The 18,309-nt window shown below is 71.4% G+C and carries 8 protein-coding genes; 7 read left to right on the forward strand and 1 reads right to left on the reverse strand.

All coding sequences use genetic code 11. From position 1 onward, the window contains the following. Positions 1–89 precede the first annotated feature (89 nt). The 5 genes from ABZ267_RS10140 to ABZ267_RS10160 are packed head-to-tail and all read left to right on the forward strand — an operon-like array spanning position 90 to position 15,133. Complete coding sequence (locus ABZ267_RS10140) at positions 90–9,470, forward strand: amino acid adenylation domain-containing protein (RefSeq protein ID WP_356753457.1); 9,381 nt, start codon at positions 90–92, stop codon at positions 9,468–9,470. Further along, positions 9,460–11,160, forward strand: a complete 1,701-nt coding sequence (locus tag ABZ267_RS10145; RefSeq protein ID WP_356753460.1) for an NAD(P)/FAD-dependent oxidoreductase — start codon at positions 9,460–9,462, stop codon at positions 11,158–11,160. The genes ABZ267_RS10140 and ABZ267_RS10145 overlap by 11 nt, the downstream gene beginning before the upstream one ends. Further along, positions 11,157–12,854, forward strand: a complete 1,698-nt coding sequence (locus tag ABZ267_RS10150) for an NAD(P)/FAD-dependent oxidoreductase (protein ID WP_356753462.1) — start codon at positions 11,157–11,159, stop codon at positions 12,852–12,854. Before ABZ267_RS10145 ends, ABZ267_RS10150 begins: the two co-directional genes overlap by 4 nt. Further along, positions 12,851–13,906: an NADP-dependent oxidoreductase gene (locus ABZ267_RS10155; RefSeq protein WP_356753464.1), complete on the forward strand. Its 1,056-nt coding sequence runs from the start codon at positions 12,851–12,853 to the stop codon at positions 13,904–13,906. The genes ABZ267_RS10150 and ABZ267_RS10155 overlap by 4 nt, the downstream gene beginning before the upstream one ends. 45 nt (positions 13,907–13,951) lie before the next feature. Next, positions 13,952–15,133: a cytochrome P450 gene (locus ABZ267_RS10160; protein ID WP_356753466.1), complete on the forward strand. Its 1,182-nt coding sequence runs from the start codon at positions 13,952–13,954 to the stop codon at positions 15,131–15,133. A 12-nt stretch (positions 15,134–15,145) separates the two neighbouring features. Here the strand turns inward: ABZ267_RS10160 and ABZ267_RS10165 are convergent, their stop codons facing one another. Beyond that, the gene (locus ABZ267_RS10165; protein WP_356753468.1) at positions 15,146–15,298 is read right to left on the reverse strand and encodes a hypothetical protein; all 153 of its coding nucleotides are present in this window, start codon (positions 15,296–15,298) and stop codon (positions 15,146–15,148) included. Positions 15,299–15,486: 188 nt separating this feature from the next. Here ABZ267_RS10165 and ABZ267_RS10170 point away from each other — a divergent pair, with 188 nt between their 5' ends. Together ABZ267_RS10170 and ABZ267_RS10175 are read left to right on the forward strand one after the other, a co-directional pair. Then, positions 15,487–17,355 carry a diacylglycerol kinase family protein gene (locus tag ABZ267_RS10170; protein WP_356753470.1) on the forward strand — a complete coding sequence of 623 codons (1,869 nt, stop codon included), beginning with the start codon at positions 15,487–15,489 and terminating at the stop codon, positions 17,353–17,355. Then, on the forward strand, positions 17,355–18,308 hold the full coding sequence (locus ABZ267_RS10175; protein WP_356753472.1) for a YhjD/YihY/BrkB family envelope integrity protein: 954 nt from the start codon (positions 17,355–17,357) through the stop codon (positions 18,306–18,308). The genes ABZ267_RS10170 and ABZ267_RS10175 overlap by 1 nt, the downstream gene beginning before the upstream one ends. The last annotated feature ends 1 nt before the right edge of the window (position 18,309 follow it).

The raw sequence follows: 18,309 nt of genomic DNA on the forward strand, positions 1-18,309 counted from the left end.
CGGATCAGAGCCGGTTCCGCGACGCCTGGCTCGCCCTGGCCCTGCCGCCAACCACTAACGCACCACAACGACTTGAGGAGTTCTCGACCATGGCCGACGCGAACAACCGGGCGTTACGCGACAAGGTGGCGATCATCGGCATGGGCTGCCGCTTCCCCGGCGGCGCCTCGGACCACCGGACGTTCTGGCGGAACCTGATGGCGGGCAAGGACTGCATCACACCCACACCGCCCGACCGGTACGACGTGACCACTCTCGGCAGCCGCTTCCGCGACAAACCCGGCCGCTTCGTCGGCGGCCGCGGCGGATACATCGACGGCTTCGACACGTTCGACCCCGCGTTCTTCGGCATCAGCCCGCGCGAGGCCGACCACATGGACCCGCAGCAGCGAAAGCTGCTGGAGGTGGCCTGGGAGACGCTGGAGGACGGCGGCCAGCGGCCCGCCGACCTGGCCGGTGAGAACGTCGCCGTCTACGTCGGCGCGTTCACCCTGGACTACAAAATCCTCCAGTTCGCCGACCTCGGCTTCACCTCGCTGGCCGCGCACACCGCGACCGGGACCATGATGACGATGGTGTCGAACCGGATCTCGTACTGCTTCGACTTCCGTGGCCCCAGCCTCTCCATCGACACCGCCTGCAGCTCCTCCCTGGTCGCCGTCCACCTCGCCTGCCAGGCCCTGAGCAGGGGCGAGACCGATCTCGCGCTGGCCGGCGGCACTCTGCTGAACCTGGCCCCGCAGTACACGATCGCCGAGACGAAGGGCGGCTTCCTGTCGCCGGAGGGCCGTTCCCGTACGTTCGATGCCGCCGCCGACGGCTATGTACGGGCCGAAGGCGTCGGCTTGGTCGCGCTGAAGCGGCTGGAGGACGCCGTACGCGACGGAGACCGGATCCACGCCGTCATCCTCGGCAGCGGGGTCAACCAGGACGGCCACACCAACGGCATCACCGTGCCCAACCCCGACGCACAGGTCTCCCTCATCCGCCGCGTCTGCGCCGAGGCCGGCATCGCGCCCGGCGACCTCCAGTACATGGAGGCGCACGGCACCTCCACGCCGGTCGGCGACCCGATCGAGGCCGGCGCGCTGGCTCGCGCCCTGGCCATCGGGCGTACGCCGGGCGCTCGCGCGTACGTCGGGTCCGTGAAGACCAACATCGGGCACACGGAGTCCGCCGCCGGGATCGCCGGGCTGATCAAGACGGTCCTCTGCCTCACACACCGCCAGATCCCGCCCCACATCAACCTGGAGCGCCTCAACCCCGCCATCGACCAGGCCGCGCTGCCGTACGAGATCCCGACCCGGCCGACCCCCTGGCCCGAGCACGACGGACCCGCCCGGGCCGGTGTGAACTCGTTCGGATTCGGCGGCACCAACGCCCATGTCGTCCTGGAGGAGGCTCCGGTACCCGCACAGGACACCGCCGCCCCGGCCGAACGGACCTGGAGCGTCCTGCCGCTGAGCGCCCGCCACCCCGACGCCCTCCCGGAGCTGGCCACCGGAATCCGCGCCGAACTGGCCGGCGAGCACGGCCCGGCCGTGGCCCTGTCCGACCTCGGCCACACCTTGGCCCACCGCCGCCAGCACCTCCCGTACCGGCTCTCCGTCGTCCACTCCTCGCGCGCCTCCCTCGACGAGGCGCTCGCCGCCCACCAGCGCGGCGAGACCCACCCACGGATCGTCCAGGACCGCGCGCGGGACGCCGAAGCGCGGCGCCTGGTCTGGGTCTTCACCGGTATGGGTCCGCAGTGGTGGGGCATGGGCCGCCAACTCCTCCGCGAGGAGCCGGTGTTCCGAGAAGCGGTCACCGCATGCGGCCACGCCCTGGCGGAGTTCGCCGACTGGTCGCTCATCGAGGAGCTGACCGCCGACGCGTCCGCCTCCCGCATGGCCGAGACCTGGCTCGCGCAGCCCGCGAACTTCGCCCTCCAGGTCGGTCTCGCGGCGCTCTGGCGGTCGTACGGTGTGCGTCCGGACGCCGTCGTCGGACACAGCACCGGCGAGATCGCCGCCTTCTACGAGGCGGGCGTCTACTCCCTCCGTGACGCGGCCCGGATCGCGGTGCACCGCAGCCGCCTCCAGCAGACCCTCGCGGGCACCGGCACCATGCTCGCGGTGAGCCTGACGGAGGACGAGGCGGAGCGCCGCGTGCGCCCGTACCGCGACCGGGTCTCGATCGCCGCCGTCAACAGTCCCACCTCCATCACGCTGGCCGGCGAGGCGGAGGCCCTGGCGCTGCTGGCCGAGGAGCTGCGGGCCGAGCGGCAGTTCGCGAAGTTCCTCACCGTGCAAGTTCCGTACCACAGCGTCGGCATGGAGCGGATCAAGGACGAACTGCTCGGCTCTCTGGCCCCTCTGGAGCCACGACCTGCCCAACTCCCGCTCCATCTCACCGGATCCGAAGGGGTTGCGCGGGGTGGTGAGCTGGACGCCGGCTATTGGTGGACGAACGTACGCGAGCGGGTACGGTTCAGGGCCGCCGTCGACCGGCTCGCAGGCGACGGCCACCAGGTGTTCCTGGAGATCGGCCCGCATCCGGTCCTCGGCCACGCCATCCGCGAGTGCCTGGAAGCCACCGGTGCTTCCGGACTGACGCTGCCCTCGATCCGCCGCCAGGAGGACGAGAGCGAGCGGTTCGCGCTCTCGCTCGCCTCACTCCACAACCTCGGCGCCGACATCGACTGGAACGTCCTTGAGCCCACCGGCCGCCCGGTCACCCTGCCCCCTCACCCGTTCCGCCGCGACCGGCACTGGACCGAACCACCGTCCGTCGCCCAGGTCCGCCTCGGCCGGATCGACCACCCGCTCCTCGGCCGCCGCACCGACCGCACCGAACCGGCCTGGCAGGCCCGCCTGGACACCGAGTCGCTGCCCTATCTGGCCGATCACCGCATCCAGGACACCGTGGTCTTTCCGGCTGCCGGCTACATCGAGATGGCGACCCAGGCCGTCCGGCGGCTCACCGGTGGGACCACCGCCGTCCTGGCCGACATCGACCTGCGCAAGGCGCTCTTCCTGCCGGACGGCGAGGACCGGACCGTGGAGGTGTCGCTCTCGCTGGAGGACGCGGCCTTCACGATCGCCTCGCCCGCGACCGGCGACGACGGCGAGCGGACCGTCCACGCGAGCGGGATCGTCCGCACCGGGCAGCGCCGCAGGACCGGCGCCCCGCTCGACGCCGCCGCCATCCGGGCCCGTACCGTACGCCGCCTCACCGGCCTTGACTGCTACTCCGCGCTGGCCGGGCTCGGCTACCACTACGGCCCCGCCTTCCGGGCCATCGAGGAGGTGTGGATCGGCGCCGGCGAGGTCCTCGCCCGGATCCGTCCGCCCGAGGGCGTCGACGCCTCCGGCCACCACCTCCACCCGGTCCTGCTCGACGCCTGCTTCCAGGCGCTGCTGACTCCGCAGCTCCTCCAGGAGCCGGTACCGGGAGCCGGGATCAAGCTGCCGCTCTCGCTGGCCGAGGTCGCCGTCGAACCGGTCGGCGACCGGCCGCTCTGGGTGCACGCCACGGTGCGGCCCTCGGACGCCGACACCACGCTCGGCGACATCGCGCTGTACGCCGACGACGGCACGCCGCTCGGCCGGATCGAAGGGTTCCGGGCCGCCGACGTGGAGAAGGCGGCCACCACCGTCGCCCGCACCACCATCGACTCCTGGCTCGCGGAGACGGTCTGGACGGAGTGCCCGGAGCCGGCGGAGGAGGACCCGCTCGCGCCCGCCGTCATAGCCGCCCGGGACCACGGCTGGCTGGTCCTCGCCGACACCCAGGGCATCGCCGACGCCTTCGCCGCGCTCGCCGCAGCCCGAGGTGAACGCTGCCGCCTGGTGCACCGAGGCGAGGCGTACGCCGGAGCGGGGCCGGACGGTTCGTACACCGTGGACCCGGAGTCCGACGCCGACCTGCAGCGCGTCCTCGCCGACCTGGACCGGGACGGCGAGCCGTTCCGCGGGGCCGTCGTGCATCTGTGGAACCTCGACCGCCCTTCGCTGGCCGCCTGCGACCGGCAGACCGTACGCGACCACGCGGGCCCGGGCTCGTACTCCCTGATCGCGCTGGCCCGGACCCTCCTCGCCCGAAGCGGAAGCGGAAGCGGCCGGCTGCACATCGTGACTCGCGGCGCCCAGCCCGTCCTGCCCGACGAACCCGTCGAACCGCTCGGTGCTCCGGCCTGGGGTGTCGGTCGCGTCCTGCGCCACCAGGAGCTCGCCGACCATCCCGGCAAGTTGATCGACCTCGATCCCGAGCGGCGGCCAGGTCCGGAAGGAGCCGCCGCCGAGGCCGAGGCGCTCCTGCGCGAGGTGCTGACCGACGACGAGGAGGAGATCGCCCTGCGCGACGGCGTACGCCGCACCAGCCGCCTCCGCCCCGCCGACGGCCTCACCCGGCCGCTGCCGCTGCGCCTGCGGGCCGACGGCAGCTACCTGGTGACCGGCGCCTTCGGCGCACTCGGCCGGCTGCTGTGCCGCACCCTCGTCCGGCGTGGCGCTCGCAGGCTCATCCTGGTGGGGCGTACGCCGGTGCCCGCCCGTGAGAAGTGGGCCTCCACCGACCCCGCCACCGCCGAGGGCCGCGCGGTGGCCCTGCTCCGCGAACTGGAGGCGCTCGGCGCCCAGGCGGTTCTGGCTTCTCTCGACATCACCGACGAGGACGCCCTGACCGGCTGGCTCGACGCCTACCGGCGTACCGGCTCGCCGCCCGTACGCGGAGTGTTCCACCTCGCCGGACAGGTCCGCGACACGCTGGTCACCGACCTGGACCGGCCGGCCTTCGACGCCGTCCACGACCCCAAGACCATCGGCGCCTACCTCCTCCACCGGCACCTGCGGGACGAGCCTCTCGACCACTTCGTCCTTTTCGCCTCCATCGCCTCCCTGCTCACCACCGCCGGCCAGACCAACTACGCGGCGGGCAACGCCTTCCTGGACGCGCTGGCCCACCACCGCCGGGCCCAGGGCCTGCCCGCGCTCAGCCTGGACTGGGGCCCTTGGACCACCGGCATGATCGAGGAGCTCGGCCTGGTCGACCACTACCTGCACAGCCGCGGCATGAGCTCCCTCGCACCCGACGCCGGCATGGCCGTCCTGGAACGCGTCATCGGCCAGGACCACGCCCAACTGGTCGTCGCCACCGTCGTCAACTGGCCCACCTTCCTGGCCTGGTACCCCTCACCACCTCCACTGGTCGCCGCCCTGGCCGCGGCCGCAGCCCCGCCACCGACCGCCGCCCAGGGCAACGGCTTCCTCGACACCTTCCGTACCGCCGACGAGGAGACCCGCCGCTCCCTGGTGGCCGACCGCTTCGCCGCTCTCTCCGCCGCCGTCCTGCGCACCGGCACCGACCGCATCGACCCGGCCGAAGGCCTCGGCCGGCTCGGACTCGACTCGCTGCTCGCCATGGAGCTGCGCGCCCGCATCCACGCCGAACTCGGCGTCGCCCTCCCTGTGGTCGCCCTCCTCAGCGGAACCCCGGCCGGCGAACTGGCCGCACAGCTCCACGACGGCCTGGCGGAGCTGGCCTCGGCCGAGGACTCCGACACCACGGCCCGGCCCGTCGAACTCCACGACGACCCCACGCGCTACCCGCTGACCCAGAACCAGAAGGCGCTCTGGTTCCTCAAGCACCTCAACCCCGACGGTTACGCGTACAACATCGGCGGAGCCGTCGAAGTGAACGTCGCTCTCGAACCGGACCTCATGTTCGAAGCCGTCCGCCGCCTCATCGCCCGCCACCCCGCTCTCCGCACCAACTTCCTGCTGGAGGACGGACAGGCCGTGCAGCGGGTCTCCGAGGACGTCCGGCCCGACCTCGCTCTCTTCGACGTCCAGGGCGAGGAGTGGGAGACCATCCACGCCACCATCGTCGCCGAGTACCGCAAGCCCTACGACCTCGCGCGCGATCCGCTGGTCCGCTTCCGCCTCTTCAAGCGCGGTCATGACCGCTGGATCATCATGAAGGCCGTCCACCACATCGTCTCGGACGCCATCTCCACGTTCACCTTCATCGAGGAGCTCTTCCAGGTCTACGAAGCCCTGCGGCAGGGTCACGAACCCCAACTGCCGCCCGTCGAAGCCCGCTACCTGGACTTCCTCAACCAGCAGAACACCTTCCTCGCCGGCCGCGCGGCCGCCGGAATGCTCGACTACTGGCGCTCGCACCTGCCCGCCGAGGTCCCGCTCCTGGACCTTCCCACCGACAAGCCGCGCCCGGCGGTCCAGACGCACAACGGTGCCTCCGAGTTCTTCGTGCTCGACACCGAACTCAGCGCTCGCGTCCATGCCTTGGCCCGCGCGTACGACGTCACGCCGTTCATGGTGCTGCTGAGCGCCTACTACCTGCTGCTCCACCGCTACTCGGGCCAGGACCACATCGTCGTCGGCTCACCGGTGACCGGCCGGACCCGCCAGGACTTCGCCTCCGTCTACGGCTACTTCGTCAACCCGCTCCCGCTCCACGCCGACCTCAGCGGCGACCCCACGGTCGCCGAACTCCTGGAACAGGTGCGCCGGACGGTCCTCGGCGGCCTGGACAACCAGGAGTACCCGTTCGTCCTGCTCGTCGACGAACTGGGCCTCCAGCACGATCCGAGCCGCTCGGCCGTCTTCCAGGCGATGTTCATCCTCCTCACCCACAAGGTCGCCACCGAGCAGTACGGCTACCGCCTGGAGTACATCGAACTGCCGGAGGAGGAAGGTCAGTTCGACATCACGCTCTCCGCCTACGAGGACGAGGCGGACCACCGCTTCCACTGCGTCCTCAAGTACAACACCGACCTCTTCCTCCCGCAGACCATGCGCCGCATGGCCGCTCACTACACCCACCTGCTCGACCACATGACCCGGACCTCCGGCGAACACCCGGCATCCCGGCTGGAGATGCTGGACGAGGAGGAGCGGGAGCAGCTGGTGGGGGAGTGGAGCCGGCCTGCTCTGCCCGCGGTCACCGGTGACTCGCCGTTCATCCCGGTCCACGAGCTGGTGAGCGAGGTCGCTGCCGCTCACCCCGCGTCCATCGCGGTGACCCTGCCGCTGCCGGGCGGCGGCGCCCGCCGGCTGACCTACGCGGAGCTGGAACGACGGGCCGCCGACGCGGCCTCCCGGCTGCGGACCCTGGGTGTCGGGGACGGCTCGGTGGTCGTCGTCTGCCTGGACAAGTCGCCGGAGTTGATCGTCACTCTGCTCGCCGTCCTCAAGACCGGCGGCGCCTACCTGCCGCTGCGGCCCGGCCAGCCCGCCGACCGCATCGCGCACCTCGTCCGGGCCACCGGAGCGGCTCTCGTCATCGTCTCCGGCGAGCCCGCGCGCCAGGGAACCGCCGCACTGCCGGTCATCACCGTGACCCTCGACGCGCTCCACGCGACCGAGCCGCACCCGGACGACCTCCGCCGGGACACGGACCCGGACTCGACCGCGTACGTCATCACCACCTCCGGCTCCACCGGCCGCCCCAAGGCCGTCCGGGTCAGCCACCGCAACCTCGCCTCCGCGTACGAGGCATGGCGCCAGGAGTACCGGCTGGAGACCGATGTCCGGGTGCACCTCCAAATGGCCGAGCCGTCGTTCGACGTGTTCACCGGCGACCTGATCCGCGCGCTCTGCTCGGGCGGCAACCTCGTTCTGGCCGACCGCGATCTGCTCTTCGACACCGCACGCCTGTACCGGACGATGCGTCAGGAGCGTGTCGACTCCGCGGAGTTCGTACCGGCGGTGGTGCGTGGCCTGATGGACCACTGTGTACGGGAGCGGCTGCGGCTGGACTTCCTGCGGCTGCTGGTGGTCGGCTCGGACGCCTGGAAGGTGGCGGAGTACGAGAGGCTGAGCGAGCTGTGCGGCCCGGCGACGCGGCTCGTCAACTCCTACGGCCTCACCGAGGCGACCATCGACAGCGCCTCCTTCGAAGGACCGGTCGAGGACCTGGAACCGGGCCTCATGGTCCCGATCGGCCGGCCTCTGCCCAACAGCACCCTCCACGTCCTGGACGCCCACGGCGAACCCGTGCCGCCCGGAGTCCCCGGTGAGCTGTGGATCGGCGGTGACGGTGTGGCGCTCGGCTACGCCGGAGATCCCGAGCAGACGGCGGACCGCTTCGTCACCCGTACGCTCAGCAAGGCGCCGGGCGCCCGACCGGAACGGCTCTACCGCACCGGTGACATCGCCCGCTGGGACGCCCACGGCCGCGTCCACCTGCTCGGCCGCGCCGACGGCCAGGTCAAACTGCGCGGCCACCGCATCGAGATCGGCGAGATCGAGGCCCTCCTCGCCCAGTGGCCGCCGCTCGCCCGCGCCGTCGTCACCGTCGCCACGGACACCGGAGGAGAGGCCGCGCTCGTCGCCTACTGCGTACCGGCGACACCGGGCGCCGCGCTCGACCGCCGGGCCCTGCGCCGCCACCTGGCCGGCGCGCTGCCCTCGTACATGATCCCGTCGTACGTCGTCGAGCTGCCCGCGCTCCCGCTCACCACCAACGGCAAGATCGACACCGCCGCTCTGCCCGCACCCCGGGCCGAGACCGGTGAGCGGCCTCACGAGGAGCCGGTGACGCTCTACGAAGTCGGCGTGGCCCGGCACTGGAAAGCGCTGCTCGGCCTCCAACAGGTGGGTCTGGAGGACGACTTCTTCGAGATCGGCGGCTCCTCCATCAAGCTCATCGAGCTTCTCCACCACCTGCGCACCGAGTTCGGCGTCAGCGTCCCCGTCAGCCGCCTCTACCAGGTGACCACCCTCCACGGCATGGCCGCCACCGTCCAGGAGGTCCTGCACAGCACCAGCGCCGACGAACTGCCCTACCTCACCTTCAACTCCGGCCAGTCGCCACACCTCTTCTGCCTCCCGCCAGCCGGCGGCCACGGCCTCGTCTACCGAGGCCTCGCCGCCCAGCTTCCGGAGTACGCCGTCATCGGCTTCAACTACCTGCCGGGCGACGACAAGGTGGCCCGATACGCGGACCTGGTCGAGGCCGCCCGGCCCGCAGGTGACTGCCTGCTCCTCGGCTACTCCCTCGGCGGCAACCTCGCCTTCGAGACGGCGAAGGAGTTGGAGCGGCGCGGTCGGCGGGTGGGCCATGTGGTCATTCTCGACTCCCGCCGCATCATGGAGCGTTACGAGCCCGGGGACGAGGGGATCCGTGCCTTCGAAGCCGAACTCGCCGACCACCTGCGCAAACACACCGGCTCCGAAGCCGTCACCCGCGAGACCCTCGCGCACGCCGCCGAATACCTCACCTTCTGCGGCCGCACCCCTAACACCGGAACGGTCGCCGCGCCGGTCAGCGTGATCACCGACGAGGAGAAGACCGCCCTGTACGCCATCGGCCGGCACGGCACCTGGCACGGCAGCTCCACCGCCACCACCGTCGTCCTGCGCGGCTCCGGCGTCCACGCCGACATGCTCGACCCCAAGCACCTGGCCCGTAACGCCGCCCTGGTCCGGACCGTACTGACGGGAGACACGGCCCATGGCGGATGACCCGAGCACCCTGCGCGACGCACCCGACGACTGGACCAGCCGCCGGCGCACTCCCGGCACACCGCCACGCGTCATCGTCATCGGCGCGGGCGTGGCCGGCCTCTCCACCGGCTGCTACGCCCAGATGAGCGGCGCCAGGACCCGCATCCTCGAGAAGCACGTCCTGCCCGGCGGCTGCTGCACCGCCTGGTCGCGCGACGGCTACCTCTTCGACTACTGCATCGAGTGGCTGATCGGCACCGCGCCCGGCAACGACGCGCATCAGGTGTGGCGGGAGCTGGGCGCGCTCGACGGCAAGACCGTCACCAACTTCGAGCTGTTCAACAAGGTCGAGGACGAGAGCGGCCGTTCGGTCATCTTCTACAACGACCCGGACCGCCTGGAGGCCCACCTGCTGGCGATCTCACCCGCCGACGCACCTCTGATCCGCGCCTTCACCCGCGATCTGCGCCGGTTCATCGCCATCGAGCTGTACCCGTTCCTGACCGCACCCGCGCTGCGGACCGTACGGGAGCGGGCGGCGACCCTGCGCACGGTGCTGCCGGCCTTCCGGCTGTTCTGGCGGACGGCCGCCACGCCGATGCACGTCTTCGCCGACAAGTTCCAGGACCCGTTGCTGCGCCGAGCCTTCCGCAACATCTTCTTCCAGGATCCGGAGGGCTTCCCGCTCCTGCCGTACCTGTTCAACATGGCGGCCGCGTACCACCTCAACGCCGGTTTCCCGCAAGGTGGTTCGCTCGGCCTCTCGCGCTCGATCGAGGAACGCTATTTGGGCCTCGGCGGACAGGTCACCTACCGGGCCCGTACGGAGAGGATCCTGGTCGAGAACGACCGCGCGGTCGGCGTCGAACTCCGCAACGGCGCGAGGTACTTCGCCGAGCACATCGTGTCGGCCGCCGACGGCCACACCACCGTCCATGAACTGCTCGGCGGCCGGTACACCGGACCCAGGATCGACAAGCTCTACACCGACCTCCTCCACCGCCCCGGCACGCTCTTCCCCGCCGTCGTCTCCGCCTTCGTCGGCCTGCGCGGCGACTTCGACCCGGGCGAGGCCCACAGCACCACCCACCTCCTGTCCGACGAGGACGGCGAAAGCCTTCCCGGCGCCCTGCAGAACAGCCTGGTCGTCCAGGCGCGCTCCCGCTACTCCCACGGCTTCGCACCTCCGGGCCGCTCCGTCCTGCACTGCACCTACTTCAGCGACTACGCGTACTGGAAGGAGTTGCGCACCAGGAACCGCAAGGAGTACCGCCAACGCAAGGAGGAGGTGGCCGACTTCGTCCGCACCTTCCTGGAGCGCCGCCACCCGGGCATCAACGACCGCATCGACCTCGTCGACATCGCCTCGCCCGCCACCACGCACCGCTACACCGGCAACCACAACGGCTCCATCCTCGCCTGGAAGGCCTTCTCCGACGCCGATGACGTCGCCGCCCGTCTGGTCGGACGGGACCGGATGCGGCTGCCCGGCCTCAGCGGCTTCTCCATGGCCGGTCAGTGGGTCGGCATGGGCGGTCTGATCCGCGCAGCCTCCACCGGCCGCTTCGCCGTCCAGTACCTCTGCCGCGAACTCGGTCTGCAATTCCGGGCGTCGCAGAGCGAGGCCACCGAGCCCTGGCACCCCGGAAAGCTGGGCCGGCTGCCTCAGCTGGACCGGTGGTCGGCACGGGAGGACACCAGCTCATGACCACGTCCACGACCGGCAGGACCCGGCGGACCCGCGAGTCGATGATCATCATCGGCGGTGGTCTCGGTGGCCTCTCCACCGGCTGCTACGCGCGCATGAACGGCTACCGCACCCACATCCTGGAGATGCACGAACTGCCCGGCGGCTGCTGCACCGCCTGGGAGCGCGGCGGCTTCACGCTGGACGCCTGCGTCAGCTGGCTCCTCGGCAGCGGTCCCGGCAACGAGATGCACCAGATCTGGCTGGAGCTGGGCGCCTTGCAAGGCAAGGAGATCCGGCACTTCGACGTGTTCAACATCGTGCGCGGACAGGACGGGCGGGCCGTCCACTTCTACTCCGACCCCGACCGGCTGGAGGCCCACCTCATCGCGATCTCGCCGGCCGACGCCCGTACCGTACGGAAGTTCTGCGCCCAGCTCCGCAGCTTCCGCAAGGCGCTCGCCGTCTACCCGTTCCTCAAACCCGTCGGCCTCATGGGCCGGTTGGAGCGGTGGCGGATGCTCGCCTCGTTCGTCCCGTACGTCAACGCCGTGCGCACGACGATCACGGTCCTGATGACGGAGTACTCGGCGAAGTTCAAGGACCCGCTCCTGCGGCAGGCGTTCAACTTCATCCTGTACGAGAAGCACCCGAACTTCCCTGTTCTGCCGTTCCACTTCCAACTCGCCTCCCACGCCAACCTGTCGGCAGGTGTGCCCGAAGGCGGCTCGCTCGGCCTCGCGCGGTCGATCGAGGCCCGCTACCGCCGGCTCGGTGGAGAGATCTCGTACAACACGAAGGTCGAGACGGTGATCGTCGAGGACGACCGCGCGGTCGGCGTCCGGCTCAGCGACGGCAGTGAACTGCGCGCCGACATCGTGGTGTCGGCCTGCGACGGATACACCACCACCATGAAGTTCCTGGGCGGCAAGTACCTGGGTGAGGAGTACCGCAAGCTCTACACCCGGACCATCCACGAGCCCGGCATGGTCTTTCCCGGCTACTTCACGCTCTTCCTCGGCCTCTCCCGACCCTTCCCGGCCGGCGACCCCTGCACGACCTACCTGCTCGACGACGCCACCGCCGCCGAGCTGACCGGCATCCGCCACGCCAGCATCAACGTCCAGTTCCGCAACCGCCATTACCCCGAACTCTCACCGGACGGAACCACCGTCGTCTACGCCACGTACTTCTGCGACATCGCCCCGTGGCGGGCCCTGGACGAAGGACCCGAACAGGTCACCCGCTCCCGTGGCGGCCAGGAGCTGCACACCCTGCCCGTCCGCCACGGCCGCGGCTATTACGTGGCCAAACGGCGCGCACGTGAGGCGCTCGTGGACTTCCTGGAGCAGCGCTTCCCGGGCCTGCGCGACGCCATCGTCGTACGCGACGTCTCCAGCCCGCTCACGCAGGTCCGCTACACCGGCAACTACGACGGTACGGTGCTGGGCTGGCAGCCGTTCGTGGAGAGCGGCGAGAGGCTCGAAGAGCTGGTCAAGAAGCACGGTCCGGGACTGCCGGGCCTCGCGAACTTCTACCAGTCCGGCGTCTGGGCCACCACCGGCGGGCTGATCCGGGCCGCCGCCGCCGGACGGCACGTCACCCAGTTCATCTGCCGCGACGACGGCAGACCCTTCACCGCGTCGGTCGACCTCACCGCGCCTTTGCCGACCCACCGCGTCATCGCCGTACCGACGACAGGGAAGAGCACATGAAGATCGAGAAATGGGTGGTCCGCGAGCACGTCGAAGGCGTGCCCGACGTGGACCGGATCTACGCGAAGGTCGTCGAGAACGTCGACGTGTCCCTGGCTCCGGACGAGATGCTCCTGCGCACGCTGTACGTCTCCGTCGACCCCTACCTCCAGGGCATCGCGCTCGACACGCCGCTCGGAACGCATATGGGCGCCGATTCGATCATGGAGGTGGTGGAGGCCGGACCGCGCGCCGCCCACGGCGTCGGCGACCTCGTCCAGGGCTTCGGCGGCTGGCGCTCCCATGTCGTCTCCACGGGCGCGGCCGAGCGGTGGCAGACCGGCACGTTCCCCATGGTCTTCCCGGCCTACCGCAGGCTGGATCCCGGCTGGTACGACGAGGCCCTGCCGCTTCCGACCGCGCTGAGCGTGATGGGCGGGCCGGGCATGACGGCGTGGGGCACCCTCGCCAAGTACATGACGGTGACGGCCGGCGACACGTTCGTAGTCAGCGGGGCCTCCGGCGCCGTCGGCGCGCTCGTCGGCCAGCTCGCCGCGCTCGCCGGAGCCCGGGTCGTCGGCACCACCTCGTCGCCGGAGAAGGCGGAGTACCTCCGCGGACTCGGTTTCGACACGGTCGTCGTCTACCGGCACACCGACAGCGCCGCCACCGTCCGCGAGGCGCTGGCCCGGGCGGCTCCGGACGGCGTCGACCGCTACTTCGACAACCTCGGCGGCACGGTCACCGACGTGGTGTTCTCCATGCTCAACGTCGGCAGCCAGGTGGCGGTGTGCTGGCAGTGGGCGACCCAGGTCGGCAACGAGGACACCGGCCCGCGCCTGCTGCCGTACCTGATGTTCCCGCGCGCGACGGTCCGTGGGATCTTCTCGCTGGAGTGGTTCACCGAGCAGAACTGGAAGGACCTCCACGCGGAGCTGGGCGGCCGGGTCCGGCGCGGCGAGGTCGTCTGCGATCACACGCTCCACCACGGCTTCGACGCCATCCCGGCCGCCTACGAGAGCCTCTACCGCGACCGGTCGGATCACCGGGGCAAGGTGCTGGTCGCGCTCTGAGGACCGCCGAGCCTCAACCGCCGCCTCTTACCTGAGGAGTTCACGATGACCACCGCCGATCCGTCCCTGATCCCTCTGCACCGCCTGAGCTTCGAAGAGCCGGGCCCGCCCCGGCCGGGCGAGCTGCCCGGCGGAGCTCCGGCCTGGCTGGTCAGCCGGTACGCGGACGTCCGCCAGGTGCTCTCCGACCCGCGCTTCGGCCGGTCCCGGCTGTACGCGGCGGACGCACCCGCCCTCTCCGACGTACCGGACCTCGTGAACAACCCCGACCTGATGTTCAACCAGGACGGCCCCGACCACCTGAGGCTGCGCCGGACCCTGCGCCGCGCGTTCACGCCGAGGGCCGTGGCCCGGTGGCGGCCGTGGATCGCCGCGATCGTGGACGAGCGCCTGGACCGGCTGGAGGAACGCGGACAACCGGCGGACGTGGTCGAGGAGTTCACCCTTCCGCTTCCGGTGGCGGTGATCAGCCGGCTCATGGGCCTGGACGCGTCCGCCCGCGACCGGATGCGCCACTGGAGCGAACATGCCTTCTCGGACGGCTCGCACGACGGCGAGGAGGTGGAGGCCGTACTGAAGGAGTTCAGCGCGTTCGGCGCGGAGCTCCTCGCCGAGCGGCGGCGCGGCCCCTGCGACGACCTGATCAGCAGCCTGGTGCGGGCCGCCGACGAGGAAGGAGGGCTGCCCGAGGCGCAGTTGGTGAGCCTGGTGTGCGGGCTCGTCGTCGGCGGCCACGACAGCACGATGACGATGCTGGGCAACGCGCTGCTCTACCTCCTCGGCGAACGCCGGGAGAGCTGGCCCCGCATCGGCGCGGACGAGGAGGCGGCCGGCCGGGTGGCGGACCGGCTCATCCACCTCGTCCCGCTCGGCGACGACCGCGGAACGGCACGCCATGCCGCGGCGGACGTCGAGGTCGGTGGAGTGGTGATCCCGGCCGGCGCGGTCGTCCTGGCGGACTGCGGCGCCGCCAACCGCGACCCGGAGGTCTTCCCTCGCCACACCCGCGACGACCTTTTCGCCCCGCTGGAGGCCCCCACCCTGTCCTTCGGAGCCGGCGCCCACTACTGCCTGGGCGCCTGGCTGGCCCGCACGGAACTCCAGCTCGCCCTGCACCGTCTGGCCGCCCGTTTCCCGGGCCTGCGCCTGGCGGAGCCCGTGGACGCCGTCATCTGGCGCACCGGCACGACCTCACGCAGCCCACGACGGCTGGAAGTGCGCTGGTAGTGCGGCCAGGCCTCAGCGGACCTGCTCGAAGCTCGGTCCGTAGGTGCCGGCCTTGACGCGGAGCGTCTCGTACCCGCCGTCGCCCTGGTGGCCGTACGTGCTCCAGTACTGGCAGGTCGGGCCGGAGTCGGCGTCGAAGCCGTCGGCCGTGGCGGCGGTTCGCACGCCAGGCAAAGGCTGGACATTGCAGAGGAAACCCTTCCACTTCGCGGTGCCTCATCCGCCCCACGGGCGTCCGACGGCGGCCGCCGCCATCCCGCAGGTCTGTCCGGCCACCGTCAGGGAAGACGGCGTAACGCCGGGAAGAACAGGCTTCCCCGGCCCGCCGTCCGGCGGAGGACCCGGGGGATCCGATGGAGACCACCACGCCCGCGAGAGCCGCCGACCTGTCCGGAGCTCCAGCTCCGCCGCCCCTCGGCGACTCGCCGGCCCTGCGCAGCGGCGCCGGCCGCGCCGTGGCGCGGATCGCGGCGTTCGCGGTCTGCCAGGCGGCGATGATCGCCGGCCTCGGTCTGCTGATCACCGGGCCGGCGCGGAACCTGTGGCCGCTCTCGGCCGAGGACGCGCTGACCGACGCCTTCGAACGCGTACGTACGGACTCACTGACCACCGCATCGGCGATCGCCTCCGGGGCCGGGGACACCGCCACCGTCGTCGGCGTCACCGCCCTGTGCTGCCTGGCCCTCCTCGTGGTGCCTCCGCTTCCCCGGTGGCGTGCGGCGCTCTTCCTGGCCCTGGCCGTGTGGCTCCAGTCCCTGGTCTTCCTGCTCGTCACGGAGGCCGTGGACCGGACGCGTCCGGATGCGGAGCGCCTGGACGCCTCGCCGCCGACGTCGAGTTACACCTCCGGGCACACCGGAGCGGCCACCGCGCTCTACGCCGGTCTCGCCGTCCTGGTGCTGTCCCGGGTCCGTGGCCGCTGGGGCAGGCTGGTCGCCGTCCTCCTGCTGCTGATCCCGCTCCTGGTGGGGCTGGCCCGGCTCTACCGTGGCATGCACCATCCCAGCGATGTGGTGGCGGGGCTGCTGAACGGCGCGCTCTCGCTGTTCGTCGTCGGTCGTGCCGTTCTGGCCGACGACGCCTGGGCCGCACGGCCGCCGGCCGACGCGATGGACATCGCCGTGGCGGCCGCCGAGAGCCGGCCGGGTCCGCGGCGCGAGCCCGCCGTGGTCATCGTCAATCCGACCGTCACCGACGCCGCGACCCGCGACCGGCTGCGGCTCGTCCTCGCGCAACGGGGCCATACCAGCGTGACGTTCGTCGAGACCACCGAGCACGACACCGGCGGCGGCCAGGCAGCTGACGCCATCCGTGGCGGAGCGGGCCTCGTGGTGGCGTGCGGCGGCGACGGCACCATCCGCGCGGTCGCCGACGCCTTGGCCGGTACCGGTGTCACGCTGGCCGTCGTGCCCTGCGGTACGGGCAACCTGCTGGCCCGGAACCTCGGCCTGCCCCTCGACCCGGTCGACGCGCTGGCCGCCGGACTCACCGGCGAGCCCCGCGCGCTCGACCTCGGCGCCATCAGCGGCGACGGCATCGCCCGCACGCACTTCACGGCCATGTCGGGAGCCGGACTCGACGCGGCGGTGATGGAGTCCACCTCCGACCGCGCCAAGTCGGCGCTCGGCTGGCCCGCCTACGTCCTGGCCGGGCTCGGTGAACTGCGGGGACCCCGGATGCGGCTGGCGGTCACGCTCGACGGCGGACCGGCGCTGCACCGCACCGCCCGCATGGTCCTCATCGCCAACATCGGCACCGTCCAGGGCGGCACGGCCCTCGTCCCCGGCGCCCGGCCCGACGACGGACTGCTGGACCTCGCGCTCTTCGACCCCCGAGGCGCGGGCGGCTGGCTACGGGCGGCGGGCGTGCTCCTGCGCGGATCGCGGCCCACCGCAACCGGGTCCGCGCCCGCGGCACATCGCGGCCCGGTCGAGTTCTTCACCTTCCGCCGAGCCGAACTGACCTTCAGCCGGCCCCAGCCCCGCGAAGTCGACGGCGACCCCGTGGCTCCCGGCCGGCGGATCACCGCTGAGGTCAGACCCGGCGCCCTCACCGTCCTGCTGCCCGCCGGACGGGAAACGAAGGGACCCGCCGTCCTGCCGCTCGCCCGGCGAGAAGCGAAGGGAACCCGGCGAGGAACGCAGAGAACCTGGCGAGAAGCGCAGGCAACCAGCCAGGAAACGAAGAAGACCACCGTCCCACCGCCCGCCGGGGAGAAGTGATGGGAACCGCGACCCGGGTGCCGGTCACCCACGACATGACCGGCGACGAACTCTCCGCCGACGAAGCCCTCGTGGCGCTGCGCCGGTACGGCCGCTGGCCCCTGCTGCGCGACGCCTTCGTACGCTTCCGTTACGCCGACGGCTTCAGCCACTCCCGTGCGCTGGCCCTCCAGACGATCCTGGCGATCGTCCCGCTGGTCATCGCGTTCGTCGGCCTCTCCACCGCGCTGCACACCGAGAACGTCGGCAGACTCGCCGAGCTGACGATCCGCAGCATGAGCGAGGGGCCGAGCGCCTCCGTGGTGGACCAGGCGCTGGACCGCAACCGGCGCGGCGACGGCGACGGAGCCGAGATCGCCCTCTGGTTCGGACTCCTCTTCTCCCTGGTCAACGTCACGACGGCGATGTGCCAGATCGAGCGCGGCGCCAACCGGATCTACGGCGTGGAGCGGGACCGGGTCTTCCACCGCAAGTACCTGCGCGGCCTGGTCATGTCGCTGAGCGCCGGAATACCGCTCGGCATCGCCTCGATCATGATCGTGGCCGGCGGGGACTTCGTGAGAGCCGCCACCAGCGTCTACGGACTCGGCGACGGTGCCCGGACGGCCTGGGACCTGCTCCGCATCCCGCTCGGCCTGCTGCTCGCCCTGATCTCCGCCAGCGCGATCTTCCGGCGTTCGCCGCGCCGCCGGCAGCCCGGATACACCTGGCTCGCCTTCGGCGCCGCCGTCTACCTGGTGCTCTGGACCCTGCTGACCTGGCTGCTCAGCCTCTACCTCCAGCTCAGCGGCTCCTTCGACACGGTCTACGGCCCGCTGAGCCTCTTCATGGCCCTGCTCCTGTGGTCCTACCTCACCTCCCTCTCCCTCTTCCTCGGACTGTCCTTCGCCGCGCAGCTCGAAGCCGTACGCGCGGGAAAGCCCGGCCCGATCACCGCCGATCCAGGAACCTGAC

Origin of the sequence: Streptomyces sp. NPDC006174, from assembly GCF_040614075.1 — a bacterium.
In the GTDB taxonomy this organism is placed as follows: Bacteria; Actinomycetota; Actinomycetes; order Streptomycetales; family Streptomycetaceae; genus Streptomyces.